The sequence below is a fragment of the Limnomicrobium aquaticum genome, assembly GCF_040545545.1.
In the GTDB taxonomy this organism is placed as follows: Bacteria; Pseudomonadota; Alphaproteobacteria; order Rhizobiales; family Rhizobiaceae; genus Ensifer_A; species Ensifer_A aquaticum.
Window position 1 is genome coordinate 120,981 of the sequence record NZ_JBEPMB010000007.1, and the last position, 26,939, is coordinate 147,919.

Genomic DNA, 26,939 nt, shown 5'->3' on the forward strand with positions numbered 1-26,939 from the left:
GCCAGCTCGCGTCTGCGAGCTAAAAGACCACTCGATGGAGCGAACGAGTCTTCCGCGCGATGGACATCGCCCGCTGGATGCCGGATCGGGTCCTGCATGACGACAAATAGAGGGGCGTCCCTTGCTGCATTTTCCGGACCATGACCAATCCGTAATCTTCCTTTCCTGTCTTTAATTTGGAAAAGCCACAATCCGTCCTTACCTCTCTTCATGCGCGGGCATAACTTGAACAGAGGAACACACTATGAAATCGGGAAAACTGGTTCTGGCGGGCATTGCTTCGGTGATGCTGGTCAGCGCAGCCGCGATACCGTCCCTGGCCCAGCAGGCCAATGGTGAGAAGATGCCGGGGCCGCGTGGGCCGATGGCCTTTGCCTTTGCGATGCTGGATACGAATTCCGACGGCAAGATCACGCGTGATGAGTTCGACGCCGACAAGGCAAAGATCTTCGCCGAGATCGACAAGAATGGCGACAAGAAGCTTTCCTACGACGAGGTGAAGGCCTGGGCGAAGGACGTCATGGCGAAAATGCCCGAGCGCGGACCTGGCATGGGTCCAGCCGGCAGCCCCGACGCGCCTCCGCCGCCACCCCCGCCGGCTGATGGCAAGGCTCCGCCGCCGCCGCCGGGTGCCGACAAGGCCGATGCCGGCCCGATGGGCGGCCAAGACGAGATGGGCGGTCCGCGTGGCGAATGGCGTCACGGCCCGAAGGGCCCGCACGGCAAGCACCACATGGGTCCGCGCCATATGGACCCGCGTGAACGCCTGGCCGAGATGTTCCTGCGCGCCGATGCCAATGACGATGGCTTCATCAGCCAGGAAGAGTTCAACGTCATGGCCGACCGCATGTTCACGCGCATGGACCGCAACGGGGACGGCGTGATCGACCTGAAGGACATGCCGCGCATGATGCGCGACCGTGGTCCAGACGCACCGCCGCCGCCGAAGAAGGGCTAATCCTTTTCAGGTCTCGGACCTGATCGATTGCCTTATGAGTCGAATGACGATCCGCGACGGGAAACCCTGTCGCGGATCGTTTGCATGAGATGGGTGAGTGAAGTGGATGGCTCCGCCCCGGCGAGCCGCGTCAGCCCAACAGCCCCGCGCGTCTCCGCCATATCGATCTCCAGCGCTCTGAACCGTGCTGCCGCAAGCTCGGAGGCGACGACACCGCGCGAAATGATCCAAACCGCCTTGTGCTCCGCCACGAAAGCACGGCCGAAACTGTCGGACACGGTTTCGATGGTTGCCGGAAAGGCCGCAATCCCGTTGGTGAGCAAAAGCCGGTCGACATAGGGCCGGATCACCGACCCGCGCGTCGGCATCAGAACCGGGTAGTTCGCCAGCTCGCTCAGCGAAAAATTCCGCCCTGCCGCCAACGGATGGTCCGCCGCAACGACAAACACGACCTCTTCGTTATAGAGCGGCTCGAAGGTCAGCCCCGTCATCATTTCAGGCGCGGCCATGCGGCCGACAACGAGATCGAGCCCGCCGACGCGCAGCTCTTCCAGCAGCCAGCGGTTTTCCCCCGTCACCACGGTCAGCCGGCTGCCGGTCTTCAACTTCAGAAAATCCGCCGCCACATCTGGCATCACGGTCGCCGAAACCGTCGGCAGCGCGCCGATGCGCACCGGCGGCCCCTCATCCTTCAGCGCCTGCGAAATGGAATCGAGCCCCCGCCGCACCGACGCCACGCTCTCCCCCGCATGGCGCAGGAAAATCTCGCCCGCATGAGACAACCGAATGCCGCGCCCGTCCTTTTCCACAAGCGCCGTCTCCAGAATGTCTTCCAGCTCCCGCATCGTGCGGGTGACGGCCGGTTGGGTGACATGAAGCGCCTCGGCTGCCTTGCCCACGCTTTTATGACGTGCGACTTCTATCAGCACCTGCAAATGACGGAACTTGATGCGGCTGTCCAATTCATAACCATCCCGTTATCGATTGAGCCAGAAATATCATTTTACCAAACAAAATACAGTGACTATCACATCCTTACGGAGGACATCATGGCTTTTGCTGAAATCGGCGGAACAGTACTGCACTACGAACTTCTGGGCGATCCGGAGGCCGACCGCACGATTGTGTTTGCCAACTCGCTGGGCACCGATTTTCGCATCTGGCTGCCCGTCTTCGACGAACTCGACGACGACATCGCCATCCTGCTTTACGACAAGCGCGGCCACGGCCTTTCCGGCCTCGGCAAGCAGCCGTCTTCCATCGAAGATCACGCGCAGGACGTCATCGACCTTTGCGCCCTGGTTGGTGTCGACAAGGCCGTGTTCTGCGGTCTCTCGGTCGGCGGTCTGATCGCGCAAGGCATCTGGAAGCTGAAGCCGGAACTGGTCGAAGCCATCATCCTCTGCGACACCGCCGCCAAGATCGGCACGGCCGAGATGTGGAACACCCGCATCGCCGCCATCGAGGCTAACGGTATCGCGTCGCTGTCGACCCAGGTGCTGGAGCGCTGGTTCACGCCGAATTTCTTCAAGGAGCGCGAGATCGACCTCGAAGGCTATCGCCAGATGCTCGAGCGCCAGCCGGTTGCCGGGTATAACGGCGTCTGCGCGGCCATCCGCGATGCCGATTTCACCGCGTCTACCGCAACCATCAAGGTTCCGGCCCTCGTGGTCGTTGGCGATCAGGACGGCTCGACGCCGCCAGATCTGGTGCGTGCCACTGCCGATCTCATTCCGGGCGCCGCCTTCGAAATCATCAAGGGCTGCGGCCATATTCCTTGCGTGGAACAGCCCGAGGCGTTGGCCCGGCTAATCTCGCGCTTCCTGTCGAGACTGGGAGACTAAGAACTTGAGCGAACAGCGTTCGGAGCGTTTTGAACAAGGCATGAAGACCCGCCGGTCGGTTCTGGGCGATGCCCATGTCGACCGCGCGGAGAAGATGAAGACCGCCTTCGACGAGCCGTTCCAGACACTGATCACGGAGAGCGCCTGGGGCCATGTCTGGTCCCGGCCGGGCCTGACGAAGCGGGAACGTTCGCTGATCACCATCGCGCTTTTGGCGGCGCTTGGCCATCACGACGAGGTAGCCATGCATACCCGCGCGACGGCCAATACCGGTGCGACGCCCGACGACCTGATGGAAGTCATGCTGCATGTGGCGATCTATGCCGGCGTGCCCGCCGCCAACCACAATATCAAAATCATAAAAGACGTGCTGGAGAAGATGCACCATCAAGCTACCCAACCGGAGGAAGGGAAATGACCAATTTTCAGCCCGAAACCGGCGGATTTTTTGCGCGCGACCGCGAGATGCATCCGCCAGCCTATACGCCCTGGTACAAGACATCCGTGCTGCGCTCGCCGCAGCGCGCGCTGATCTCGCTGGAAGGCACCAAGAGCGAAATCACCGGCCCGGTCTTCGGCCACAATATGCTCAACGAGCTCGATAACGACCTGATCCTCAACTATGCCAAGCCGGGCGAAATGCCGATCGGCCCGCGCATTCTGGTCCATGGCCGCATTCTCGACGAACGCGGCGTCGGCGTGCCCGGCGCGCTGGTGGAATTCTGGCAGGCAAACGCCGGCGGGCGCTATCGCCACAAGAAGGAAACCTACCTCGCCCCCCTCGATCCCAATTTCGGCGGCGTCGGCCGCACGATCACCGACGAGAACGGCTATTACTGGTTCAAGACGATCAAGCCCGGCCCCTATCCGTGGCCGAACGGCGTCAACGACTGGCGCCCCGCCCACATCCACTTCTCGATCTTCGGCCACGGTTTTGCCCAGCGTCTGATCACGCAGATGTATTTCGAGGGCGACCCGCTGATCTGGCTGTGTCCGATCGTCAAGACCATCCCGGACGAAGAGGCGATCAAGCGCCTTGTCGCGCCGCTCGACATGAACAACACGATCCCGCACGACATGCGCGCCTACAAGTTCGACATCGTGCTGCGCGGTCGCCGCTCGACCCTGTTCGAGAACCGCAAGGAGGGCAACTGACATGGTTCAACCGCTCGGTTACCTGAAGGAATCCGCTTCGCAGACGGCAGGTCCCTACGTTCACATCGGCTGCACGCCGAACTTCGCCGGCATCGAAGGCGTTTTCGACACCGATCTCGGCTCCGGCCCGCTCTATAACGACAAGACCAAGGGCGAGCGCATCACCGTGCGCGGCTTCGTCTTCGACGGGTCCGGCACGCCGCTGAAAGACGCGCTCATCGAAATCTGGCAGGCCGACGCTGACGGGCTCTACAACAGTCCGTCGGAAACGCGCGGCTCCGCCGACCCGAACTTCCTTGGCTGGGGCCGCACACCCGGCGACATGGCAACCGGCGAATTCGTCTTCGAAACGATCAAGCCGGGCAAGGTCCCCTTCAAGGGCGGTCGCTGGATGGCCCCGCACATTACGTTTTGGGTCGTCGCGCGCGGCATCAATATCGGCCTGCAGACGCGCATGTACTTCCCCGAGGAAGAAGAAGCCAACGCCGCCGACCCCATCCTCGGCCGTATCGAACACCGCGTCCGCGTACCCACGCTGATCGCCAAGAAGGACGGCAACACCTACACGTTCAACATCCATCTCCAGGGTGAAAACGAAACGGTGTTCTTCGACATCTGACGGATCGACTGTTCCGACAATTTGGCCGCCGCTCTCCTGCACGGGTGCGGCGGCCATTCTGTTTTATGGTGCAATTCCCACCGCGCGCAGGAAATGTCGCGACAGGGCATCGAGAAGCGCCACGCGCGCCAGACTGTCGGTCTCCAGTTCGGTGATGCCGATGGCGCCGTGCAGCGCGTTGAAGAGGAAAATCGCGGCGAGCACCGGATCGTCCAAGCGCCAAGCCCCGGCAGACTTCCCGGCAAGCAGCAGCGCCCTTAGATCGTCGATGAGAATATTGTTCGTCAGACCGTCCTTCGGTGGCGGCGCGGCCGAGAAGGCGAGCCTGTGTTCCGCGGCGGCAGCCAGATAGCCGGCGGCACAGGACTTGGCCCAGATCTGCAATCGCCCGCGAAAATCCCATTGCGGCGCAACATCGACCGCGTCCCGAACGGTCTTGAGAAGGCGGTCCACGAAGCGAGCGCGCAAGGCTTCGGCCACCTCGATCTTCGTTGCAAAATGCAGATAAAACGCGCCCTTGGAGATACCAGCGCCCTTTGCAATGTCTTCAATCGTGGCATCGTCGAAGCCACGCGCGAGAAAGACAGCCTCTGCTGCCTCCATGATGTCTTCCCGCCGCTCCGGCGCGGGCTTCGTTCTCGGTCTGCCGGCAGGTTTCACGATCTAGGCATCTCCTCGCGGCGTGCTGGTTCGGCTCGATGGAGATAGCCGGCAAAGACATCGCGCATCGACGCCGCCTCAACCTCCGGAACGAGGCTCCCCGCCTCCCCGCGATGATATCCGGAATGGGTCGCGACATGCAGAAATATTTCAGCGCGCGTCATTCGGCCCGCTTGCCCATCGGTAAACGTGAACGCAACGACCTCGTCCAGAGCCTCGTCGTCGAGCGATGCCAGATAGACCCGATAGCGCCCGTCAACCTCCGCCACTGAGAGCGCAAGTTCGGTCAGCGCCGGCGCCTCGGGCTCCCAACTTCCCGAGCAGCCATGCGGCCTGCCCTCCAGATGCGCAAGGAAGATGCAGTCCACGATATGCGCGTGATTGAGGATGCGCAAAGCTCGGCGGAGATTGTCTGCCGGAATGGCCACCTCACCCTCTTTCAGCGCATCGAAGAGTTCGCTGGCGGCCATAGCCTTGTAGTCGAAGAGGGATAATAGGATCGATTGCGTGCTCATAAGTCTCTCCTTTGCCCCATCCCTATATTTTGACTGACCGTCAGTCAATAAATTTCGAGCAAGACGGGAATGCGCCGTTCAATCCCTCTGCTCAATACCACGGCATGGCCGCAGGCCTTCTGTCAAACGCGGCCTGCGACGCTTCAATGGAGTTCTTGTTCAACCTCGACCAGTGTACGAGCGGCGCGATGAGTTCGGCAAAGCTGCGGCCGCGTTCCGTCAGGGAATAGGTGACTGCCGGCGGCACGGTCGGCTCAACATGGCGGCTGAGGAAACCGTCGCGCTCCAGACGTCGAAGCGTCAGGGTCAACATTCGCTGGGTTATGCCGTCAAGCGCTCGCTCCAGTTCGCGATAGCGCAGCGGCCGGACAGTCAATTCCGACAGCGTCATCACCGTCCACTTTTCCCCGAGCCTGTTGAGGATCAGGCTCAGGCCGCAATCCTCATGATCCGGCGCGCCGCAGGGCTCAAGCGCGCTGCTCACATCTGTGTTCGTGGCGGACAAGATTGTGTCTCCTTATGTGGCGGCCGATCTTCTCATAAATAGATGCGACCCAAACGAAGAGGACGCAAGACAATGATTTTGATCACTGGTGGTTCGGGACAACTGGCGACGCTTGTTGCAACAGAGGCGAGGGCGCGCGGACTGGAGATTGCGGTCGGCAGCCACAGGGCAGCGTCTCTTGACGGCAAAAGAAGGCACACCGACTTCGATTCCCCGGAGACGCTTGATTTCAGCGACGTGGAAACCCTGTTCCTGATCTCGGCAGGCTATGCTGAAGATGATGTGGTGATCCGGCGCCATGAGAACGCCATCGCAGCTGCCGAGCGGGCTAAGGTCAAGCATGTTGTCTATACGAGCCTTACCGGAACCGGCGATCATCTGGGATTTGCGCTTGCACACCGCTGGACCGAGCAGCGCCTCAAGAGAAGCGGTATCGGCTTTACGATACTTCGCAACGGCCTTTATGCGGAGCTGATAGGCGCATTGGCCAAACCGGAGAACGGCGTGATCTCAGCTCCATTTGGACACGGCGCCATCTCCAGCGTGGCGCGTCGCGATCTCGCAGATGCGGCCGTCACAATACTGAGCGAACCCGCCAGGCATTCGGGACGAACCTATGAGCTTTCAGGAACGGAAAGCTGGACAATCAATGATCTGGCCAGAAGGATCGGGGCTGAGTACCAACCCCTTACGCTAAGCGAGAAGCGCCTTCAGTTGCGACAGCTCCCGCTTCTACCGTTTCAGCCACCAATGTTGATGTCGATCTTTTCAGCGTCAGCAGCCGGCTTTCTGCAGTCGGCCACAACGGATCTGACTGCGCTTATTTCGTCTGCTCCATTAACGTCACTGGATGTGGCAGCGAAAGCGGCTGTCGCTTAAAGCAGCGATATCGATCGTTCGCAGGGACGTGAAATAGTAAGGCATTGCCCCGATTCCAGTGCATCTCGCTGTCTGAAAATGTACGTGAGCGAAACCATTTCGAGTGGTGCGGAGTTATAAAACAATCAGCTAATTTCAAGAGCGTCCGCTTCGAAGAGCTACCGCCGGCCAATACGGAGCCACAGCATGACAGGGAATGATTCGCCTCCCATCTTCCGCCTCATCAGCGGCCGCTTCTATCGCGCGGTGCTTTCCGAACGTGTCGATGCCGTTCTCGACCCTCCCTCGGCCCAGAGCGCGGGCCGCTATCATCGCCATGGTCAGCCGGCGCTTTACATGAGCCCGGAGCCGGAATGGGCCATGCGGGCGATTTCGGGTTACATGCGGGAGGATGGCAAGGCGCGGATGCTCGTGCCGCTTCTTGTCACGGAGGCGATGGTGCTTGATCAGCATGACGAGGCGCTATGCGACAGGCTCGGCATAGACCGCACGCAGTCGAATGTATCCTGGCAATCCGTGCTGGCCGCTGGCGGTGAGCCGCCATCATGGAAGACAGCCGACATCGCGAGGGCATCTGGCGCCGACGGCCTGATCGATCCGTCGCGCAACATCCCCGGCGGCTGGCATCTCGATCTGTTTCGCTGGAACGATCTCGGAGGACCCAAGGTCGAGGTGGCTGGCGATGCGGTGGCAATCCGCTTGTCGGCCACCGGCGGCAAATGGGAGCTGTAGCCCCGTCAGATAGATTTGACCGGCGCGCCGCGGAGAGAGGGGCGGGCGCGCCGGCCGTTCGGGCCTCCGGAGGGATGGAGGCCTGAATGTCTAAGCCATTCAGCGAAAGTGGGAACCGGTTTCGCGTCAGGAATCGCGTTCAGGCAAAAAGCTGAAGCACGTCCGGCGGTTCTGTCTTCGCCGGACGTCCAAGAGGGTCAGAACTCCGTCCATTCGTTGGTGACGCGGCCGCCATTGGCAGCAAGCTTCGGGCGGGCAGCCGCTGCTGCGGCCTTCGGCGCCATGGCCCGCGCCGTCTGGCGCAGGGCTTCCACCTGCATGCCGGCAGAATGGTCGAGTTTGAAGCGGGCGATCAGTTCTTTCAGCGTGTGGGATTCATCAGCCAGCGCACCACTTGCGGCATTGGCTTCTTCCACCATGGCGGCGTTCTGCTGGGTCACCTGATCCATCTGGTTGACGGCGGTGTTGACTTCCGAGAGACCGACAGCCTGTTCGCGGGCCGAGGTGGCGATGGCTTCCATATGCTGGTTGATGTTGATGACATAGTCGGCGATCGTCTTCAGCGCATCGCCGGTCTGGCTAACGAGCTTGACGCCGTGACCGACTTCCGCCGCAGAAGACTGGATCAGTTCCTTGATCTCGCGGGCGGCCTGCGCGGACCGCTGCGCCAGTTCGCGAACTTCCTGTGCGACGACCGCAAAGCCCTTGCCCGCCTCGCCGGCGCGCGCAGCCTCGACGCCCGCATTGAGCGCCAGCAGGTTGGTCTGGAAGGCAATCTCGTCGATCACGCCGATAATGTTGGCGATCTGCGACGACGACTGCTCGATGCGGTGGATCGCATCGACCGCACCCGCAACGACCCGGCCGGATTCGGTCGCGCTATCATTGGCGCGGGCAGCAATCTTGCGGGCCTCATCGGCACGCTGCGAGGAGTTGCTGACATTGGCCGTGATCTCGTCAAGCGCAGCAGCCGTTTCCTCCAGCGAAGCCGCCTGCTGCTCGGTACGCTTGGAAAGATCGTCCGCACTGCGGCTAATTTCGCGGGAACCGCTGTCGATCGATTCCGCCGAGTTTGCCACAGCCGACATGGCCTGGGCGAGCTGCGAGAGCGAACGGTTGAAGTCCTGTCGCAGCTGTTCGAAGTCGGCGGCGAAGGGTTCCGTCAGGCGGAAACCGAGATCACCATCGGCCAGATGTTGCAGCCCGAGACCGATCTGCATGGTCGCATGTGTCGTTTCGGTTGCCTTGCGATGTTCCGCTTCGGCCACGCGCTGACGCTCGGCCTCGGACATCTGGCGCTGGCTGGTGGCGTCTGCTTCCAGCTGACGCGTCGCAACCGCGTTTTCGCGGAACACGACAACGGCGCCGGCCATGGCGCCGATTTCGTCTGCACGGCCCTCGCCCGGCACGGCCACCTCAAGGTCGCCACCGGCGAGACGACGCATCGCTGCGGTCATCGCGCCGATCGGGCCTGCGATGCCCCCCGCGACAAGCCACATGGCAACAATGCCGGCAACGGCCATGACGGCGGAAACGACGAACTGAAGGGTCGTATCCTGCCGGCTGCGGGCGGCAAGCGCGTCGCGCAGAGCATCTGCCTTGGCGAGAGCAACGTCGCGTGGCACGTCAACGACGACCGACCATGTTGCTTGAGTGCGGCCATTGACGATGGGCGCAAGCGCCGTGAAGGCCTTGTCGTCGGCAACAACCGAGTCCGCGCCCTTGGAGATATCGCCGAGCACCTTGGAAGCGTCGCTGCGCACCGCAGAATAGGGGCCGCCGATCTTTTCGGGATGCTCGCTGGAGGCAACGACGAGGCCAGCCGAGGTCACGATATCAACCGAAGCCTTGCCGTCATAAATCGAAGCTTTGACGCTCTCGGCAAGCTTCTGAACGAAGGCCAGATCGAAGTCGGCACCGGCGACGCCGACAAACTTGCCATCGGCGATGACCGGAACCGACATGGTGGCGAGATAGACGCTCTTCCCCTGCACGATATAGGGCAGAGGCGCCAGAAGGCTTTCCCTGCCGGTGGTCGCCGGCCCGATATACCATCCGCCCTTGACGAGACCGTTCGGGTGGGTGGCGCTGCTGTCATATTCGACAAGTGGCTGGATCGCGATCTTGCCATCGGCGGCGCGGGTCCAGTAGGGCAGGAAACGGCCGGTCGAGTCGGAGCCAGCGCCAGCGTTGTTCTTGAAACCGGCATCGTTGCCGTCGATCGCGTTGGGCTCCCAGGCGCTGTAGGTGCCGTTAAAGCGCGGATTGTCCTTCAGCACGTTGAGAAGGATCGCGTTGAACTGGGCGCGGCGCGAGCCCGCATGCGTGCCGTCCTTTTCCGACGCAGCCATTTCGAAGCTGCGCGCCATGTTGCGCGCGGCCCCGAACGCTTCGTCGAGCGACGCGCGGATAATGCCAGCCTGCGTTGACGCGAGCCGCTTCAGCCCGTCCTTGGTCAGGTCCTCGGTCAATGAGGAGACGTTTTCGGTGACGAATGCCTGGCGGCTCTGCGCGGAGAAGACGCCATAGCCAAGGACACCGCCGACCGCCGTCAGGACACAAAGCCCCGACAGGACGGCGATCTTCGATTTGATGGATTTGAACTGCATGTACGGCCCCCAAGCCCCTATGCGATCTGACAAGGATCGCGTTGACAGATCGTGCGGGTCGCGGCGGGAACGGCCAACCCCACGATTCAGGGAACAGGCTGGCAGGTCAGGTTTTTTTATTTCTTAACAACAAGCTTCGATAATAGGGATACATCCGGTAGATTTTCGATGCATGGAAATTTAACGACTGAATTTGTTCAGTATAATTTCCGAAAATTGATAATTATCATTTTCAGATATGTCTCAGAAGTGAGACACTTGAAAAACCGTTTGTTTTTGGGGGATTCTTATTCGGAAAAAAAGCTCTGCGTTACAGGGAAAGACGCCTGAATTCCGCTTTGACTCCCAACAGTGCGGGCAGAAGCCTTTTGGCAAGGGCATCAGGCAATTCCCCGCTCGCGGCAAGCCCTACGTTCAACGCTGCCACCGTCGCGCCGCGGGCATTGACCAGCGGGACGGCAAGCGAGCGCAGCCCGATTTCGACCTCCTGATCGATGAAAGCAAAACCCCGCGCGCGCGTTTCGGCAAGGATCGCCATCAGCGCCTCGACTTCCGTCACGGTCCTGTCCGTGCGCGCAGCACGAGGATGGCTGGCGAGGATGCTGCGCGCCTCATCCGGGTCAAGCGCCGCCAGCAGAACCCGGCCCATCGAGGTGCAATAGGCAGGCAGGCGCGAGCCCGGCATGAGCGCAATCGACATCACCCGGCGCTGGGCCGCACGCGCGACATAGACGATCTCGCCACCGTCGAGAATTGAGACTGACGTGCTCTCGCCGATTTCCTGCGACAGTGCGTCGAGCATCGGCTGCACCACGCGCGGCAGCGGCATGGCGGCGAGGCAGCCGACACCCAGGCGAAGCACGCGCGGCGTCAGGGTGAAGAACTTGCCGTCGTAGTCCGCATAGCCGCCATCGGCCAATGTCAGAAGGCAACGCCGTGTCGTGGCACGGTCGAGCCCGGCCAGTTCCGAAGCCTCGGCAATCGACAACCGCGTGCGCTCGGCGCTGAAGGCCTCGATCACCTTCAGCCCCTTCATCAGCCCGCCCATCAGGTCACGATCCTGAACTGCCATACCCATCCCCATTGTGCGATATACGAACAAATATCGTATAACGCACAAAATGTTTGCCGTCGAGCCGGATTCGCCGTATCCATCTCACCATGACAGGTCGGAAGAGACTGCCGACCGCGACGGAGGATTTCATGGACAAGACGATTGGAAGTCTGGCGGAGGCAGTGGCCGGTATCGGCGACGGCGCAACCGTCATGATCGGCGGTTTCGGCGGCTCCGGCGCGCCGATCGAACTGATTCACGCGCTGATCGACAAGGGGCCGAAGGGCCTCACCGTCATCAACAACAATGCCGGCAACGGCCGCATCGGGATTGCCGCGATGATCGATGCGGGCATGGTCAAGAAGATGATCTGCTCCTTCCCGCGCTCGTCCGATCCGCGCGCCTTCACCGACCGCTACCTCGCCGGTGAGATCGAGCTGGAACTGGTGCCGCAGGGCACGCTTGCCGAGCGCATCCGTGCCGGTGGTTCCGGCATTCCGGCCTTCTACACGCCGACAAGCTTCGGCACAGAGCTTGCCAACGGCAAGGTGATCGCCGAATTCGACGGTCGCAAATATGTGCAGGAACGCTGGCTCAAGGCCGACTTCGCCATCGTCAAGGCGCATCTCGGCGACACGATGGGCAACCTCACCTACCGCATGGCCGGCCGCAACTTCAATCCGCTGATGTGCATGGCCGCCGCCAAGACCATCGCGCAGGTCTCGAAGATCGTGAAGCCCGGCGAGATCGATCCCGAACAGGTGATTACACCCGGCATTTTCGTCGATGGCGTCGTCGAAGTCGCCAATCCGCAACAGGAAGAAGAGCTCATCCGAGCCGGAGTGGCTTACGCATGACCGACGTGACCCAGATCAACACGCGCGAAGACATCAAGCTTTCCAACGCCCAGATCGCCTGGCGCGCGGCCCAGGACATTGCCGATGGCGCCTATGTGAACCTCGGCATCGGTTTTCCGGAAATGGTCGCCAAGTTCCAGCCGCCCGGTCGCGAAGCGATCTTCCACACCGAAAACGGCGTGCTGAACTTCGGTGAAGCGCCGGCTGCCGGCGAGGAAGACTGGGATCTCATCAATGCCGGCAAGAAGGCGATCACGCTGAAGCCGGGCGCTGCCTTCTTCCACCATGCCGACAGCTTCGCCATGGTGCGCGGCGGCCATCTCGATGTCGCGATCCTCGGCGCCTATCAGGTGGCCGAAAACGGCGACCTCGCCAACTGGCGCGTCGGCTCCAAGGGCGTTCCCGCCGTCGGCGGCGCGATGGACCTCGTGCATGGCGCGAAACAGGTCGTTGTCATCACCGAGCACGTCACCAAGGACGGCAAGCCGAAGCTGGTAGAGCGCTGCACCTTCCCGCTGACCGGGGTCGGCTGCATCACCCGCGTCTATACGAGCCATGCCGTGATCGACATTGTCGATGGCAAGTTCGTCGTGCGCGAAAAGCTAGCGGCCATGACCATGGACGAGCTCCAGGCCATGACCGGTGGCAAGCTCCACACCGACGGCCCCGTTGCCGACCTCGTCGTGCCGACATTGTGAGGAATGAACCGATGACCGAAGCCTTCATCTGCGCCTATATCCGCACCCCCATTGGCCGTTTCGGCGGCTCGCTTTCGTCCGTGCGCGCCGACGATCTTGGGGCGGTGCCGCTGAAAGCCCTGATGGCGCAATATCCGACCGTCGATTTCGAGGCGATCGACGATGTCATCTATGGCTGCGCCAACCAGGCGGGAGAAGACAACCGCAACGTCGCCCGCATGTCGCTGCTGCTGGCCGGCCTTCCGGTCTCGGTGACAGGCACCACGATCAACCGCCTTTGCGGCTCCGGCATGGATGCCGTTATCACGGCCGCCCGCGCCATCAAGGCCGGCGAGGCCGAGCTGATGATCGCCGGCGGCGTCGAATCGATGAGCCGCGCGCCTTTCGTCATGCCGAAGGCCGAGACGGCCTTCTCGCGCAACGCGGAAATTTACGACACCACCATCGGCTGGCGCTTCGTCAACCCGCTGATGAAGAAGCAGTATGGCGTCGATTCCATGCCGGAAACCGGCGATAACGTCGCGATCGACTTCAAGGTGTCCCGCGAAGATCAGGACGCCTTTGCCGTCCGTAGTCAGGCTCGCGCCGCAGAGGCGCAGGCAAATGGCCGTCTTGCCAAGGAAATCACGCCGGTGAGCGTGCCGCAGCGAAAGGGCGACCCAGTCGTCGTGGACCGCGACGAGCATCCGCGCGCGACCTCCATGGAAGCGCTCGGCAAGCTGAAGCCGGTCAACAAGATCGAGGGCGGCACGGTGACGGCGGGCAACGCGTCCGGCGTCAACGATGGTGCCGCAGCCCTCATCATCGCCTCGGAAGCCGCCGCGAAAAAGCACGGCCTCACACCCATCGCCCGCGTTCTCGGCGGCGCTACCGCCGGCGTTCCGCCGCGCATCATGGGCTTTGGCCCGGCGCCCGCCTCGAAGAAACTGCTCGCTCGCCTCGGCCTGAAACGGGAACAGCTGGACGTCATCGAACTCAACGAAGCCTTCGCCTCCCAAGGCCTGGCAACGCTGCGCGATCTCGGCATTGCCGACGACGACCCGCGCGTCAACATCAATGGCGGCGCCATCGCGCTCGGCCATCCGCTCGGCATGTCCGGCGCCCGCATCGCCGGCACGGCAGCGCTGGAACTGGCGCTGTCCGGCGGGCGCTACTCGCTCTCCACCATGTGCATCGGCGTCGGCCAAGGCATCGCGGTGGCGCTCGAGCGGGTGTAATAGCTCCCAGTCGAGCAACCGCATTTGAGGAGGGCAAGAACGGTCCTCCCTCTTCTCCCCTCGGGGAGAAGGTGGCCCGAAGGCCGGATGAGGGGTTCCATCCCCTCCGCGACGTGGGAGCCCCTCATCGCCTCGCTTCGCTCGGCACTTCTCCCCAAGGGGAGAAGAGGACGCCACATTGCGACCCCATCCGCTTCGTGACATCCTCCCGACCAAAATGCCTCTCGTTCCTCTAGGGCCCCCATGACCGAATTCTTTCCTGCCTTTCTCAACGACCTGCTTTACGACCCCGAGGTGGCGGCACTCATCGGCACGGAGGCAGACATGAATGCCATGCTCACTTTCGAAGTGGCGCTTGGCGAGGCTGCGGCGAAGAACCGCTTCATCCCCCAAGACCATGCCTACGAGCTGGCCGAAAAGGCTGGCACCTTCTCACCTGATCTCCTCTCGCTACAGACCGCCACCCTTAAGGACGGCGTGGTCATCCCCGACTACGTCCGTCAGCTCCGCGCCCATGTCGGCGGCGATGCGGCCAAATCAGTACATTTCGGCGCGACCAGCCAGGATGTCATCGACACAGCGCTGGCATTGAAGCTGCGCGATGTCTTCGATCTCTTCGAAGCCCGCCTGACCGGCGTCGCGGCCCTCCTCGAAGGCCTGATCGGGACTTTCGGCGCTGCAGAAATGCCCGGCCGCACCCGTATGCAATCCGCCATCCCCATCACGGCAGGTGACCGCATCCGCGTCTGGCGTGCATGCGTCACACAGGCGCTGGAGGCGCTTGACTCCGTCCGCCGCGAAAACCTCATCCTCTCGCTGGCCGGCGCCGCCGGCACGGCCGAGAAATATGGCGAGAAGATCGGCGCAGTCCGCGATGACCTCGCCCACGCCCTTGGCCTGACCGTTCCGGATTACGTGCCCCATGCCGCCCGCGGCCGCGTCGCCGATCTCGGCAACTGGCTTTCCCGCGTCTCGGGCGCACTCGGCAAAATCGGGCAGGACGTGGCACTGATGGCGCAGAACGAGTTGGGCGAGATTGCGCTATCCGGCGGCGGCGCGTCGTCGGCCATGCCGCACAAGCAGAACCCGGTGCGCGCCGAAGTTCTCGTTTCACTCGCCCGTTTCAACGCAACGCAAGTCGCAGCCCTCCATCAGTCGCTCATCCACGAGCAGGAACGGTCGGGTGCGGCCTGGACGCTCGAATGGCTCGCGCTGCCGCAAATACTGAATGCGACAGGAACGTCGCTGAAACATGCAGCAAGCCTGCTTTCCGGGATCAAGCGTCTGGGCAAAGCCGGCTAAGATTTCTGCCTCGGCGAGCTTTTCAGCTCCCCTCACGCTTCTCGTCGGACATCAGCGCGTGCAGCACGCTTGCCGGAATGGCATCGTCAGCATAGTCGAACGTGCCGCGGCTCAGCACCTCTTCGGCAGCACGCTTGAGGGCGCCCAGCGCAGCCCGCGCAAACGAGCCCCCGACACTGATGCGGCGAACGCCGGCCTCTGACAGCTGCTCGACCGTATAGCGGGGACCCCTCAGTCCCATCACGACATTGACCGGCCTGTCGACCTCGCGACACACCGTGCGGATCGCATCGAGATCAGGCAGGCCGGGCGCATAGACCACATCGGCGCCCGCCGCGCAGAAGGCCTGCAGGCGCTTGATCGTGTCATTCAGATCAGGGCGACCCCAAAGATAATTCTCTGCCCGCGCCGTCAGCAGAAAAGGCTTGCCGCGCGCGGCATCGACGGCCGCCTCGATGCGCGCCACCGCAGCCGCGGTATCATGGATGGGATCGTCCGGGTTGCCCGTTGCATCTTCGATCGACCCGCCGGCAAGACCGATGGCAACGGCCATCTCGACCGTGCGGGCACAAGCCTCCGGCGATGCGCCAAAACCGTCTTCAAGGTCGGCGGAAACCGGAAGATCGCTTGCCGCGACAATTTGCGCCGCGTTGGCCAGGATCTCATCGCGGCTCAGACCCGCGAAAGAATCCCGCTTGCCGACGGAAAACGCATAGCCCGCGCTCGTCGTTGCCAAAGCTTCGAAACCGAGGCTCGCGAGAAGACGCGCCGACCCGGCATCCCAGGGATTGGGAATGACAAAAGCCCTGTCGCGCATATGCAGCGATCTGAAATCCTCGTATTTCGTCTGCTGGCTTCGCATTGAACCGCCTCGTCCGGATTCTGAACAAATAGAGAACAAAATCTTGCGCACTTGTCAACGGTCACCGGAAGCGCTGTCATCAAATCGATTGAATTACCCCGCTATTTCCGGCATGTATCGCCGCAATCACAGTTTCACAGGGAGAGAAATCATGTCCGCAAAACTCGGCAACGGCTGGCAAAAGAGACAATTTCATCGCGACTGGCTGGCAGCCGAAGCCGTCAATCTGCTCGATTTCTTCAGCCTGAATGCCATCGATCCCGCCGGCGGCTTCTACGATCTCGACCGCGAGGGTGAACCGATGGAAGGGCCGAAGGCGCTGCATGCGACGACCCGCATGGTCCATTGCCATGTCGTCGGCCACCTGTTGGGTCGTCCGGGCTCTGCCGAAATGATCGATCACGGCATGAACTTCCTCAAGAAAGGCCATCGCGACGACAAGTTCGGCGGCTACATGTGGTCGCTGGAAGACGGGCAGCCGAAGGATGACACGAAGCAGGCCTATGGCCATGCCTTCGTCCTGCTCGCCGCCTCCAGCGCCAGCCTCATTGGCCATCCACTGGCGAAGGAAATCCTCGCCGACGTCTCCGAAGTCCTCGACAAGCGCTTCTGGGAAGAAGCGAACGGCGCGGTGTCGGAAGAGTACCAGCGCGACTGGTCGCCCATCTCCGGCTATCGCGGCCAAAACTCCAACATGCACCTGACCGAGGCCCTGATGGCCGCCTACGAAGCAACCGGCGAGCGCCTCTATCTAACGCGCGCGGAACGCATCGCCTCGCTGATCATCGACAAGCACGCCCGCTCGCTCGGCTACCGTGTCGCCGAACACTTCAAGTCTGACTGGAGCCTGGACAATACCTATTCCGGCAACGAGATGTTCCGCCCCTCCGGCTCGACGCCGGGCCACTGGCTGGAATGGGCGCGTCTGTGCCTCCAGCTCTGGGTTCTCGGAGGCAAGAAGCTCGACTGGCTGAAGGATGCGGCGGTTGCGCTGTTCAAGACCTCGATCGACCTCGGCTGGGACAAGGCCTATGGCGGCTTCTTCTACACGCTCGACTGGGACAACAACCCGAAGCGTCGCGAAAAGCTCTGGTGGCCGATCTCGGAAGGCATTGGCGCTGCCGCCTTCCTCAACGCCCATGCGCCCTCTGATTTTCACGAGGAATGGTATCGCAAGCTCTGGGACTTCGCCGCCTCCAATCTGATCGACCAGGATTTCGGCGGCTGGATGCCGGAACTTTCCGAAGACCTGCAGCCCACGGACGAGCTCTTTATTGGCAAGCCCGACATCTATCACGCCTTCCAGGCCTGCCTCATCCCGCTCTTCCCGGCGGAAGGCAGCCTGACGGCAATGATCATGGAAGAAAACAAGTAACGGCACGACGAACGTCTGGCGTATAACCAACGCGGCTTCCGGAAACGGCGGCCGCGTTTTTCATTGCGCGAAGCGCGGACAGCCAGGGACAGGCGATCCATTCAATCAGGGATGTACGGGAAAAGATCTCCGAAAACGAAAAAGCCTGCCGCGGGAGGAGGTGCGGCAGGCTTTTCGAAAAGAACCGAACAGCGACTGGGAGGAGGAGTGCCGCTGTTCCGACGGGGCCCCTGGGAGGAGGAGTAGGACCCGGTCACTCGAAGCTTTGCGGGAGGAGGTGCATCGCTTCGATGAGTCTTATAATAGTGATTCCTGTTCGTCTTTGAAGCGATTTTGCTGCAGTGCAGCTATGCATGTTTTGCATATCGCAAGTGCGAAGGAATTTGAGCATCTTCGAAACGAACAAGGCGCTGCTCCATGGGAGGCAGCGCCCGGATCAAAGCCTTTTGTCAGGCGAATCCAATTAACGGACCGAACCGCCGCGGGCAACGCGCGGGATATCGGCGCGCGTCAGGCCGAGGTCCTGCAGTTCGCGGTGGCTCATGCGGCCGAGTTCGTTGACGGTCTGACGATACTTGCGCCATTCATTGAAAGAGCGAGCGAGGTTCATGGGTGTTTCCTTTCTGAGGTCTTCTGGACGTCAGCGGCTTAACTTCAAGTCCCGGCGTCTTCTTGGATGCCCCTCATATAGCCTTCGCAAGCGCCTATAAAAAGTGCTGATGCTGCACAGCACCTATGCACGCAGCGCAAATATAAGGCAAAAGCTCTGCTGCCGTGCATGGCCAGAAGGCATTCACTTGTGGCCACAGCCTCCAGAGAGCTGGAAACGATCATGGGCGCGCTTCCTGCGAAGGCGCACCCATGTCGAAATGCAAAATCACTGTCACCCGAAACCGGGCGTGGAAGCTCAGAGACTGTCGAGCTTGGTCTGCAGCGCCTTCAGCTGCTGCTTCAGCTCCTCAAGATCGGAAGGCTCTGCCTTCTTCGCGGGCTTGACCTCCGGCTGGGCAACACCGGAAAACGGCGAGAACATCTTCATCGCATTCTGGAAGATTTCCGTGTTGCGGCGAACCTGCTCCTCGATCATCTGCATCGGAAGCTGAAGGTTCTTCGATAGAGGCGTCTCGCCGAAGGCCCTGGTCATCTGCTCCTGCATCTGCGCCTGCTGCTCGGCGAAAGACTGCATGGAATGCTCAAGGAAACTCGGCACGACCATCTGCATCTGGTCGCCATAATAGGAAATTAGCTGACGGAGGAACGAGATTGGCAAAAGCGTGTTGCCCGTCTTGGATTCCTGCTCGAAAATGATCTGCGTGAGGACCGAATGCGTGATGTCCTCTCCGGACTTGGCGTCCTGGACCGCAAAATCCTCGCCGCGCTTGACCATGCCTGCAAGGTCGTCAAGCGTCACATAGGTACTGGTGCCGGTATTGTAGAGCCGCCGGTTGGCGTATTTCTTGATGACGATTTCGCCGTCGTTCTTAGCCATGCAATCCTCCTCACCTCCAGCGTCTGCTGCGCTGCCAAAAGAGAGATTAAGCGGAGTTGAGGCGCCAACGCAATCGAATTTGTGCATCGCCGCGAAATGCGCGGCCACAGACATGGGCCGCGCTAAATGTTGGTTATTGCTTACATTATAGAAATGCGGAATGCGCTGACTTATCGGCTGGTACAAGCCCAGCGCACCACGCGGCATCCGTCGCCATGGTTGTAGCACGCATCCAGCGCATTGCTTTCGGCGGATTCGCGGTCGTCACCCCAATCCGCACCCCATCCGCCATTGCGTGCGCGAGCGACGGCACCGCAGGCATTGGAGAAATAGGTGGCGATCCGGCAATCGTCGGCATAGCCACGACAATTGCCCATCGCAACGCGCTCGGCGCGGCGACGCGAAGGATGATCGTAAGACCAGCCGACAGCCCCGGTGCGCGGAGAGTAGGCAATAGCCCCGTAATTATCGGCACGCGCATCTGCAGCACCGAAGGATGAAGCAAGCACGGCAGAGGCCAGAAAGGCTGCAATATGGAATTTTGACATGTTTAACTCCCTGAAATTCCGGGGGTTAGATTCCAAGAAATATACAATTTTTCAATCGCTAAACAAAATGACCCAGAAATGTTCTCTCGCAAGCCGAATCCGGACGCAAGTGCAGCGTAATAATTCACTTACGGTGCGACCCGTTCTCCCGCAAACTTTGCTTCCGCACCTCGTAACGAACGACGGATTATCGTTCCGTAATGGCGAGAAATCCTGTTTGACTCTTATCGACGGGTTTGCCACGCTTACGTAAAACACGCGAAAAGCAAATCATACCAACAGGACGCGAGGAGACCTCAACGTGAGCACCCCATCCATCGTCATCGCCAGCGCAGCACGGACTGCAGTCGGTTCCTTCAATGGCGCTTTTGCCAACACGCCGGCCCATGAGCTGGGCGCCGCCGCCATCAAGGCAGCGCTCGAGCGCGCAGGCGTCTCCGCAGCGGAAGTCAACGAAGTCATCATGGGTCAGGTGCTCCCCGCGGGAGAAGGCCAGAACCCGGCCCGTCAGGCTGCCATGAAGGCCGGCATTCCGCAGGAAGCGACCGCCTGGGGCCTCAACCAGCTTTGCGGCTCGGGCCTGCGCGCCGTCGCACTCGGCATGCAGCAGATCGCAACGGGCGACGCCTCCATCATCGTCGCCGGCGGCATGGAATCCATGTCCATGGCGCCCCATTGCGGCCATCTGCGCGGCGGCACCAAGATGGGCGATTTCAAGCTCATCGACACGATGATCAAGGACGGCCTGACTGACGCCTTCTACGGCTACCACATGGGCACGACGGCGGAAAACATTGCCAAGCAGTGGCAGCTGACCCGCAACGATCAGGACGAATTTGCCGTTTCCTCGCAGAACAAGGCGGAAGCTGCCCAGAAGGCTGGCCGCTTCAAGGACGAGATCGTTCCCTTCACCATCTCGACCCGCAAGGGCGACATCATCGTCGATGCCGACGAATACATTCGCGCCGGAACGACCATCGACGCCATGACCAAGCTGAAGCCTGCCTTCGACAAGGAAGGCACCGTGACCGCCGGTAACGCCTCCGGCCTCAACGACGGTGCGGCCGCAACGGTGCTCATGTCGGAAGCAGAAGCCGGTCGTCGCGGCATCAAGCCGATGGCGCGCATCGTTTCCTGGGCCACCGCCGGCGTCGATCCGCGCATCATGGGCACGGGCCCGATCCCGGCTTCGCGCAAGGCGCTGGAGAAGGCCGGCTGGTCGATCGGCGACCTCGACCTCGTCGAAGCCAACGAAGCCTTCGCCGCCCAGGCCTGCGCTGTCAACAAGGACCTCGGCTGGGATCCGTCGATCGTCAATGTCAACGGCGGTGCCATCGCCATCGGCCACCCGATCGGCGCATCGGGCGCACGCATCCTCAACACGCTGCTCTTCGAAATGGCCCGCCGTGGCTCCAAGAAGGGCCTTGCCACGCTCTGCATCGGCGGCGGCATGGGTGTCGCCCTGTGCGTCGAGGCGATGTAATCGGCCGCGAAACCGGCTCGACTGAACGACCCGCGACCCCGGGAAGGTCGCGGGAGAGAAAAGAATCCAAAAAACGTCCGGAGGATTATCATGAGCAGAGTCGCACTCGTCACAGGGGGCTCGCGCGGCATTGGCGCGGCCATTTCCATCGCTCTCAAGAATGCAGGCTACAAGGTTGCCGCAACTTACGCCGGCAATGACGAAGCCGCCGCCGCCTTCACCAGGGAAACCGGCATCCACACCTACAAGTGGGACGTTTCGAACTACGAAGCCTGCGGCGAGGGCATCGCCAAGGTCGCCGCCGAACTCGGTCCGGTCGATATTCTCGTGAACAATGCTGGCATCACGCGCGATGCGATGTTCCACAAGATGACACCGCAGCAGTGGAAAGAGGTCATCGACACGAACCTGACCGGCCTCTTCAACATGACGCACCAGGTCTGGGGCGGCATGCGCGACCGGTCCTTCGGCCGCATCGTCAACATCTCCTCGATCAATGGCCAGAAGGGTCAGGCAGGCCAGGCGAACTATTCCGCCGCCAAGGCCGGCGACATCGGCTTCACCAAAGCGCTGGCGCAAGAAGGCGCGATGAAGAACATCACCGTCAACGCCATCTGCCCCGGCTATATCGGCACGGAAATGGTGCGCGCAGTGCCTGAAAAGGTGCTGAACGAACGCATCATCCCGCAGATCCCGGTCGGTCGCCTCGGCGAACCGGAAGAGATCGCCCGCTGCGTCGTCTTCCTCGTCGCCGACGACGCCGGCTTCATCACCGGCTCGACCATCAGCGCCAATGGCGGGCAGTATTTCGCCTAATCGGCAAGATTTTGAAATAGGACGGCGCCTCGAAGGCGCCGTTTTTCATTGGGGAGTCAAGCATGACGTCACACTTTGAATCGCCGGAAATCTTCGCGGACGCTCTCAAGACTGCATGGTCGATCAACTCATCGACGAGTTGGACTGCCGGCAATCCGGCCAAGGGGCAATGCAGCGTCACGTCGCTGGTTGCACAGGACTTGTTCGGCGGGGAGATCGTCACGACCCGGACAAAGGGCGGCACGCATTTCTACAATGTGATCGACGGCCGGCGTCATGACTTCACGATCAGCCAGTTCGATTATGAGATCACCTTCGACGACACACCCTCCAGTCGCGCCGAGGCTTTCACCGACACAAGCGGGCAACAATACGCCGCCTTGAGACAGGCCCTCGGCCTTCAGACAGACGCTTCCACGAGATAAGCCTTCGCCCCCTCGACCATTTCCGGCGGCAGAGGCGTCGATTTGCGGGCCACAAGGTCGAACAGGATCGTCACGGCGGTGATTTCCGCCGACAGCGTCCCCTTTTCCGAATTGTACATGGCGTGATGCGTCGTGAGCGACGTGTGCCCCACCTTCAGGAACCGGCTGCGCACTTCGAAGAGGCTGCCGACAGGCAGTTCGTCGACAAAGTCGATCTCATAGCGCCGGTCGGCCCAGCCCCAGTTGCGCTCCTTCAGCCAGGACGGCTTGTAGCCGATGGCGGCGACCAGATGCCAGCCGGCCTGATCGAACGCGCCGATATAATGCTGCACATTCATGTGTCCCATGACGTCGCATTGCACCGGATAGACGACACCGCGATAGGTGACGAGTTCCATGCTCCCTCCCCCAAATTCATGCTGATTCCCTGTAGCCCAACCAGAAAACAGAACGTTCCCGCCCGCAAGCGCAAAGGTTAATAAAAGCGCCGTCAAGGGCCATTCAGCAGACTGCTTTCTATGGTTAACAAATTGTTTTTCCACCACATATTGCGGTGAACAAACCGGGAAGACGACCAGGTCGGTGATTCGTCGATGATTCGTTCCTGCTTTGGTTCGGGGCGCAAAAGGTTAACGTGAGAGATAACTTACCGAATAATGAAGACCGCACTGAAATCGTTAACGCCGCTCAACCACACCGCCAAAACCGGAACGCTCCCGAATCGTTTCTATGGGCGGCGGGAGGGCAAACCCACCACATCTTGTGGAGAACAGAACCGCAACGAGAATAGATCTCTGATTCGTCGATGATTCGTTCCGGCTTTGGTCGAGGTGTTAACGGAGACGCCAAAAAAGCTCGGAATTGGTCAAAATTAACAATCTGTTAACCATAAATTCCAATCCCGCTTGCCAGCCCTTGCGAGCGATTCCCCACAACTGCCGCGACTCGAATCCGGATTCGCCCGCACGATTCAGGATGTGGAGATGAATCTGGGATTCCGACTACATATGGTATAGAACAGATAAGGAACGAGGAAGAGTCATCGATTCGTCTCCGATTCGTTCGCAAGCTGTTCCGAGGCTTGCGGAACGGCATCGGAAACGCCATCTGCAGGACCTGTCCACATCACCTTCGCCCTTGCGCTTCGCCGCCCGAGCGGGCATGTCTCTGAGCAGACAAGAAATGCAAGGCCGGCAGAGCCGGGAACAACAACGACGTGACCATCCAGCCCATGATCCTGAGCGGGCGCGGCGTGACCGCGGTGCTGGGACCGACGAACACCGGGAAAACCCATTTCGCCATCGAGCGCATGGTCGCGCACGGTTCGGGCGTGATCGGGCTGCCGTTGCGGCTGCTGGCCCGCGAGGTCTACAGCCGCGTCGCCGAAAAGGTGGGTGTGGCCAATGTCGCGCTGGTCACCGGCGAGGAGAAGATTTCGCCACCCGGCGCACGCTTCACGGTCTGCACGGTCGAGGCCATGCCGCGCGAGACGAAGGCGGCCTTTGCGGCCATCGACGAAGTCCAGCTCGCCGGCGACCTGGAACGCGGCCACATCTTCACCGACCGTATCCTGCATCTGCGCGGCCGCGAAGAAACGCTCTTCCTTGGCGCGGCCACCATGGCCCCGATCCTCAGCCATCTCCTGCCGGGCATCACGATTGTCGAGCGCCCGCGCCTGTCGCAGCTTCTTTATGCCGGGCAGAAGAAGATCACGCGGCTTCCCGCGCGTTCCGCCATCGTCGCCTTCTCGGCCGAAGAGGTCTATGCGATTGCCGAGCTGATCCGCCGCCAGCGCGGCGGCGCGGCCGTGGTGCTCGGCGCGCTCTCGCCCCGCACCCGCAACGCCCAGGTCGGTCTCTACCAGTCGGGCGATGTCGATTTTCTCGTCGCCACCGACGCCATCGGCATGGGGTTGAACCTTGACGTCGGCCATGTCGCCTTCGCCCAGGACCGCAAGTTCGACGGCTACCAGTATCGCAACCTCAATCCGGGCGAGCTCGGCCAGATCGCCGGCCGCGCCGGGCGGCATCTGAATGACGGCACGTTTGGCGTCACCGGCCAGGTCGCGCCCTTCGATGACGAGCTGGTGGAGCGCATCGAAGCGCATGTCTTTGACCCGGTGAAGGTGCTGCAATGGCGCTCCAAGGCCGTGGATTATTCCTCCATCCGCGCCCTGCAGGAAAGCCTCAACGCCGCGCCAACAGTCCACGGCCTTACCCGCGCCCTCCCGGCGGTCGACCTGCAGGCGCTGGACTTCCTCGCGGCACTTCCCGAGATCCGCGACCTCGCAGACCGGCCCGCGCGGGTGGAAACATTGTGGGAAGCCTGCGCGCTTCCCGACTACCGCCGGATTGCCCCCGCGCAGCACGCCGACATCATTTCGACCATTTATTCCGATCTGGTCCGCCGCGGCCATGTCAACGAGGATTACATGGCCGAACAGGTCCGTCGCGCGGACAGGACCGATGGGGAAATCGACAGTTTATCGGCGCGCATTGCGCAAATCAGAACTTGGACCTATGTGTCGAACCGCCCCGGATGGCTTGCCGATCCGACACACTGGCAAGAAAAGACGCGCGAAATCGAGGATAGGCTATCCGACGCGCTTCATGAGAGGTTGACGAAACGCTTTGTTGATCGCAGGACATCTGTGCTCATGAAGCGCTTGAGAGAGAATGCGATGCTGGAAGCAGAAATCAGTGTAAACGGTGACGTCTTCGTCGAAGGCCACCACGTCGGACAGCTGGCCGGATTCCGGTTCACGCTGGCAAACGCGGCGGAAGGCCAGGAAGCCAAGGCGATGCTGTCGGCAGCGCAGAAGGCGCTTGCGCTGGAATTCGAGGCGCGCGCCGCCCGTCTCCATGCCGCAGGCAACAACGATCTGGCGCTGACCTCGGAAGGCGTCGTGCGTTGGCTGGGCGATCCTGTCGCCCGCCTCACCTCGACCGATCATATCCTGCATCCGCGCGTGATCCTTCTCGCCGACGAACAGCTGACCGGCCCGGCGCGCGATCACGTCGCCGCCCGCATCGAGCGCTTCGTCAATCATCACATCGCAACCGTGCTGAAGCCGCTCGACGATCTGTCGCGCGCCGAAGACCTCGAAGGCCTCGCCAAGGGTCTCGCCTTCCAGCTCGTCGAAAATCTCGGCGTGCTGTTCCGCCGCGACGTTGCAGAAGAGGTGAAGTCGCTGAGCCAGGAGCATCGTGCAGCGCTCCGCAAGCTCGGCGTTCGCTTCGGCGCCTATCACGTCTTCATGCCGGCACTTCTGAAGCCGGCCCCGGCCGAACTCATTACGCTTCTCTGGGCGCTGAAGAACGACGCCATGGACAAGCCCGGTTATGGCGACCTCATCCCCGTTCTCGCCGCCGGCCGCACCTCCGTGGTGACGGACCACGCGATCGAGCGGAACTTCTACCGTCTCGCCGGCTTCCGTTTCCTCGGCAAGCGCGCCGTGCGCATCGACATCCTGGAACGTCTCGCCGACCTGATCCGCCCGCTCTTGCAGTGGAAGCCGGAAACGGGCAAGCGTCCGGACGGCGCCTATGACGGCCGTCGCTTCGTCACCACGCCGGCCATGCTTTCCATCCTCGGCGCGACACCCGACGACATGGAAGAGATCCTGAAGGGTCTCGGCTATCGCGCCGACAGCGTCACCGCTGAAGAGGCCGCATCGCACCTCGCCGCGCAGGACGCAAAGTCTGCACCGGCAGATACCGCCGCAGCACCCGCCGATGCGGAGGCCGCAGCAGGAGAGGACGACACGGCGGACAGCGACGCGGGTCACGAGCATGACGAGCAGCCTGCAGAGGCTGCCGCTCCCGCAGAAGCAGCCTCGTCGGACACGGTCGCTTCCGAAGCCGCCGCTCCCGAAACCGCACCGGCAGAAGCTGTTGCGGCCGGCGAAACGCCCGCCGAGGAAGCCGCTCCCAAGCCGGTTCTTCTGTGGCGTCCGGGTGGCCGCCATGAGCGCGAACCGCGCCAGAATGCCGGTCCGCGCCGTGACAACCGTGGTCCCCGCGACCAGAACCGTGGCGAAGGCCGTGGCGAAGGTCGTGGCGACCGCAACCAGGGTGCAAACCGTGGCGGCAACCGCGATCGGGCACAGGGCGAGCGCAATCAGGGTGAACGCCCGCAGGGAGATCGTCCGCAAGGCGACCGCAAGGAACAGCGCTTTGGCGGCAAGCCCGGTGGTGGCAAGCCGCAGCATGACCGCAATGACCGTAACAAGTCGATGAGTGCTGCACCGCCGCGCAAGGAAAAGCCGATCGATCCGGACTCGCCCTTCGCCAAGCTCGCGATCCTCAAGGATCAGATGAAGAAATAAGGTCAGCCAG

At 61.7% G+C, this 26,939-nt stretch carries 27 protein-coding genes; 16 read left to right on the forward strand and 11 right to left on the reverse strand.

Annotated elements, in window-relative coordinates:
- Positions 1 to 244 precede the first annotated feature (244 nt).
- Positions 245 to 958, forward strand: a complete 714-nt coding sequence (locus ABID16_RS18680) for an EF-hand domain-containing protein (RefSeq protein WP_354557880.1) — start codon at positions 245 to 247, stop codon at positions 956 to 958.
- Positions 959 to 990: 32 nt separating this feature from the next.
- Here the strand turns inward: ABID16_RS18680 and pcaQ are convergent, their stop codons facing one another.
- On the reverse strand, positions 991 to 1,920 hold the full coding sequence (gene pcaQ / locus ABID16_RS18685; protein WP_354557881.1) for a pca operon transcription factor PcaQ: 930 nt from the start codon (positions 1,918 to 1,920) through the stop codon (positions 991 to 993).
- A gap of 87 nt (positions 1,921 to 2,007) precedes the next feature.
- Between pcaQ and pcaD the strand changes: the two genes are divergently transcribed.
- Genes pcaD through pcaG form a run of 4 tightly spaced genes read left to right on the forward strand, consistent with a single transcriptional unit; the run spans position 2,008 to position 4,576 of the window.
- Positions 2,008 to 2,802, forward strand: coding sequence for a 3-oxoadipate enol-lactonase (gene pcaD / locus ABID16_RS18690; protein ID WP_354557882.1), 795 nt, complete (start codon positions 2,008 to 2,010; stop codon positions 2,800 to 2,802).
- A 40-nt stretch (positions 2,803 to 2,842) separates the two neighbouring features.
- Positions 2,843 to 3,220 (forward strand): 4-carboxymuconolactone decarboxylase, encoded by a 378-nt coding sequence (pcaC, locus tag ABID16_RS18695; RefSeq protein WP_435532448.1) that lies wholly within the window; start codon positions 2,843 to 2,845, stop codon positions 3,218 to 3,220.
- Positions 3,217 to 3,957 (forward strand): protocatechuate 3,4-dioxygenase subunit beta, encoded by a 741-nt coding sequence (gene pcaH, locus ABID16_RS18700; RefSeq protein WP_354557883.1) that lies wholly within the window; start codon positions 3,217 to 3,219, stop codon positions 3,955 to 3,957. Before pcaC ends, pcaH begins: the two co-directional genes overlap by 4 nt.
- Before the next feature lies 1 nt (position 3,958).
- The gene (pcaG, locus tag ABID16_RS18705) at positions 3,959 to 4,576 is read left to right on the forward strand and encodes a protocatechuate 3,4-dioxygenase subunit alpha (RefSeq protein WP_354557884.1); all 618 of its coding nucleotides are present in this window, start codon (positions 3,959 to 3,961) and stop codon (positions 4,574 to 4,576) included.
- Positions 4,577 to 4,639: 63 nt separating this feature from the next.
- On the opposite strand, the gene ABID16_RS18710 is transcribed toward pcaG, so the two are convergent.
- The 3 genes from ABID16_RS18710 to ABID16_RS18720 form a co-directional block, all read right to left on the reverse strand.
- Positions 4,640 to 5,236 carry a TetR/AcrR family transcriptional regulator gene (locus ABID16_RS18710; RefSeq protein WP_354557885.1) on the reverse strand — a complete coding sequence of 199 codons (597 nt, stop codon included), beginning with the start codon at positions 5,234 to 5,236 and terminating at the stop codon, positions 4,640 to 4,642.
- The gene (locus ABID16_RS18715; protein WP_354557886.1) at positions 5,233 to 5,751 is read right to left on the reverse strand and encodes a DinB family protein; all 519 of its coding nucleotides are present in this window, start codon (positions 5,749 to 5,751) and stop codon (positions 5,233 to 5,235) included. The genes ABID16_RS18710 and ABID16_RS18715 overlap by 4 nt, the downstream gene beginning before the upstream one ends.
- A 91-nt stretch (positions 5,752 to 5,842) precedes the next feature.
- A complete protein-coding gene (locus tag ABID16_RS18720; protein WP_354557887.1) occupies positions 5,843 to 6,256 on the reverse strand; it encodes a winged helix-turn-helix transcriptional regulator in 414 nt (137 codons plus the stop codon).
- Between the two features lie 72 nt (positions 6,257 to 6,328).
- On the opposite strand from ABID16_RS18720, the gene ABID16_RS18725 reads away from it, so the two are divergent.
- The gene (locus ABID16_RS18725) at positions 6,329 to 7,135 is read left to right on the forward strand and encodes an NAD(P)H-binding protein (RefSeq protein ID WP_354557888.1); all 807 of its coding nucleotides are present in this window, start codon (positions 6,329 to 6,331) and stop codon (positions 7,133 to 7,135) included.
- Positions 7,136 to 7,321: 186 nt separating this feature from the next.
- Positions 7,322 to 7,867, forward strand: a complete 546-nt coding sequence (locus ABID16_RS18730; protein WP_354557889.1) for an RES family NAD+ phosphorylase — start codon at positions 7,322 to 7,324, stop codon at positions 7,865 to 7,867.
- A 197-nt stretch (positions 7,868 to 8,064) separates the two neighbouring features.
- Here the strand turns inward: ABID16_RS18730 and ABID16_RS18735 are convergent, their stop codons facing one another.
- Both ABID16_RS18735 and ABID16_RS18740 read right to left on the reverse strand, forming a co-directional pair.
- Positions 8,065 to 10,476, reverse strand: coding sequence for a methyl-accepting chemotaxis protein (locus tag ABID16_RS18735; protein ID WP_354557890.1), 2,412 nt, complete (start codon positions 10,474 to 10,476; stop codon positions 8,065 to 8,067).
- Positions 10,477 to 10,786: 310 nt separating this feature from the next.
- Positions 10,787 to 11,548, reverse strand: a complete 762-nt coding sequence (locus ABID16_RS18740; protein WP_354557891.1) for an IclR family transcriptional regulator domain-containing protein — start codon at positions 11,546 to 11,548, stop codon at positions 10,787 to 10,789.
- A gap of 131 nt (positions 11,549 to 11,679) precedes the next feature.
- On the opposite strand from ABID16_RS18740, the gene ABID16_RS18745 reads away from it, so the two are divergent.
- From ABID16_RS18745 to ABID16_RS18760, 4 genes are all read left to right on the forward strand, one after another.
- Positions 11,680 to 12,387: a 3-oxoacid CoA-transferase subunit A gene (locus ABID16_RS18745; RefSeq protein ID WP_354557892.1), complete on the forward strand. Its 708-nt coding sequence runs from the start codon at positions 11,680 to 11,682 to the stop codon at positions 12,385 to 12,387.
- Positions 12,384 to 13,085 (forward strand): 3-oxoacid CoA-transferase subunit B, encoded by a 702-nt coding sequence (locus ABID16_RS18750; RefSeq protein ID WP_354557893.1) that lies wholly within the window; start codon positions 12,384 to 12,386, stop codon positions 13,083 to 13,085. Before ABID16_RS18745 ends, ABID16_RS18750 begins: the two co-directional genes overlap by 4 nt.
- 11 nt (positions 13,086 to 13,096) lie before the next feature.
- Positions 13,097 to 14,302: a 3-oxoadipyl-CoA thiolase gene (gene pcaF, locus ABID16_RS18755; protein WP_354557894.1), complete on the forward strand. Its 1,206-nt coding sequence runs from the start codon at positions 13,097 to 13,099 to the stop codon at positions 14,300 to 14,302.
- A gap of 243 nt (positions 14,303 to 14,545) precedes the next feature.
- Positions 14,546 to 15,604: a 3-carboxy-cis,cis-muconate cycloisomerase gene (locus ABID16_RS18760; RefSeq protein ID WP_354557895.1), complete on the forward strand. Its 1,059-nt coding sequence runs from the start codon at positions 14,546 to 14,548 to the stop codon at positions 15,602 to 15,604.
- A gap of 22 nt (positions 15,605 to 15,626) precedes the next feature.
- Here the strand turns inward: ABID16_RS18760 and ABID16_RS18765 are convergent, their stop codons facing one another.
- Positions 15,627 to 16,466, reverse strand: coding sequence for an isocitrate lyase/PEP mutase family protein (locus ABID16_RS18765; protein WP_354557896.1), 840 nt, complete (start codon positions 16,464 to 16,466; stop codon positions 15,627 to 15,629).
- Positions 16,467 to 16,617: 151 nt separating this feature from the next.
- Here ABID16_RS18765 and ABID16_RS18770 point away from each other — a divergent pair, with 151 nt between their 5' ends.
- Positions 16,618 to 17,841, forward strand: coding sequence for an AGE family epimerase/isomerase (locus tag ABID16_RS18770; RefSeq protein ID WP_354557897.1), 1,224 nt, complete (start codon positions 16,618 to 16,620; stop codon positions 17,839 to 17,841).
- Positions 17,842 to 18,304: 463 nt separating this feature from the next.
- On the opposite strand, the gene ABID16_RS18775 is transcribed toward ABID16_RS18770, so the two are convergent.
- The 3 genes from ABID16_RS18775 to ABID16_RS18785 all read right to left on the reverse strand — a co-directional run bounded on the left by ABID16_RS18775 (position 18,305) and on the right by ABID16_RS18785 (position 19,878).
- Positions 18,305 to 18,451, reverse strand: coding sequence for a DUF1127 domain-containing protein (locus ABID16_RS18775; RefSeq protein ID WP_354557898.1), 147 nt, complete (start codon positions 18,449 to 18,451; stop codon positions 18,305 to 18,307).
- Between the two features lie 297 nt (positions 18,452 to 18,748).
- Complete coding sequence (phaR, locus tag ABID16_RS18780; RefSeq protein ID WP_354557899.1) at positions 18,749 to 19,330, reverse strand: polyhydroxyalkanoate synthesis repressor PhaR; 582 nt, start codon at positions 19,328 to 19,330, stop codon at positions 18,749 to 18,751.
- Between the two features lie 170 nt (positions 19,331 to 19,500).
- Entirely contained in the window at positions 19,501 to 19,878 is a 378-nt protein-coding gene (locus tag ABID16_RS18785; RefSeq protein ID WP_354557900.1) for a DUF4189 domain-containing protein, read from the reverse strand.
- 301 nt (positions 19,879 to 20,179) lie between these two features.
- Here ABID16_RS18785 and ABID16_RS18790 point away from each other — a divergent pair, with 301 nt between their 5' ends.
- The 3 genes from ABID16_RS18790 to ABID16_RS18800 all read left to right on the forward strand — a co-directional run bounded on the left by ABID16_RS18790 (position 20,180) and on the right by ABID16_RS18800 (position 22,602).
- Positions 20,180 to 21,361 carry an acetyl-CoA C-acetyltransferase gene (locus ABID16_RS18790; protein WP_354557901.1) on the forward strand — a complete coding sequence of 394 codons (1,182 nt, stop codon included), beginning with the start codon at positions 20,180 to 20,182 and terminating at the stop codon, positions 21,359 to 21,361.
- A 90-nt stretch (positions 21,362 to 21,451) separates the two neighbouring features.
- The gene (locus ABID16_RS18795; protein ID WP_354557902.1) at positions 21,452 to 22,177 is read left to right on the forward strand and encodes a beta-ketoacyl-ACP reductase; all 726 of its coding nucleotides are present in this window, start codon (positions 21,452 to 21,454) and stop codon (positions 22,175 to 22,177) included.
- Positions 22,178 to 22,239: 62 nt separating this feature from the next.
- Positions 22,240 to 22,602, forward strand: a complete 363-nt coding sequence (locus tag ABID16_RS18800) for a YunG family protein (protein WP_354557903.1) — start codon at positions 22,240 to 22,242, stop codon at positions 22,600 to 22,602.
- On the opposite strand, the gene ABID16_RS18805 is transcribed toward ABID16_RS18800, so the two are convergent.
- A complete protein-coding gene (locus tag ABID16_RS18805; RefSeq protein WP_354557904.1) occupies positions 22,578 to 23,000 on the reverse strand; it encodes an acyl-CoA thioesterase in 423 nt (140 codons plus the stop codon). The genes ABID16_RS18800 and ABID16_RS18805 overlap by 25 nt on opposite strands.
- Before the next feature lie 833 nt (positions 23,001 to 23,833).
- Here ABID16_RS18805 and ABID16_RS18810 point away from each other — a divergent pair.
- Positions 23,834 to 26,929: a helicase-related protein gene (locus ABID16_RS18810; protein ID WP_354557968.1), complete on the forward strand. Its 3,096-nt coding sequence runs from the start codon at positions 23,834 to 23,836 to the stop codon at positions 26,927 to 26,929.
- The last annotated feature ends 10 nt before the right edge of the window (positions 26,930 to 26,939 follow it).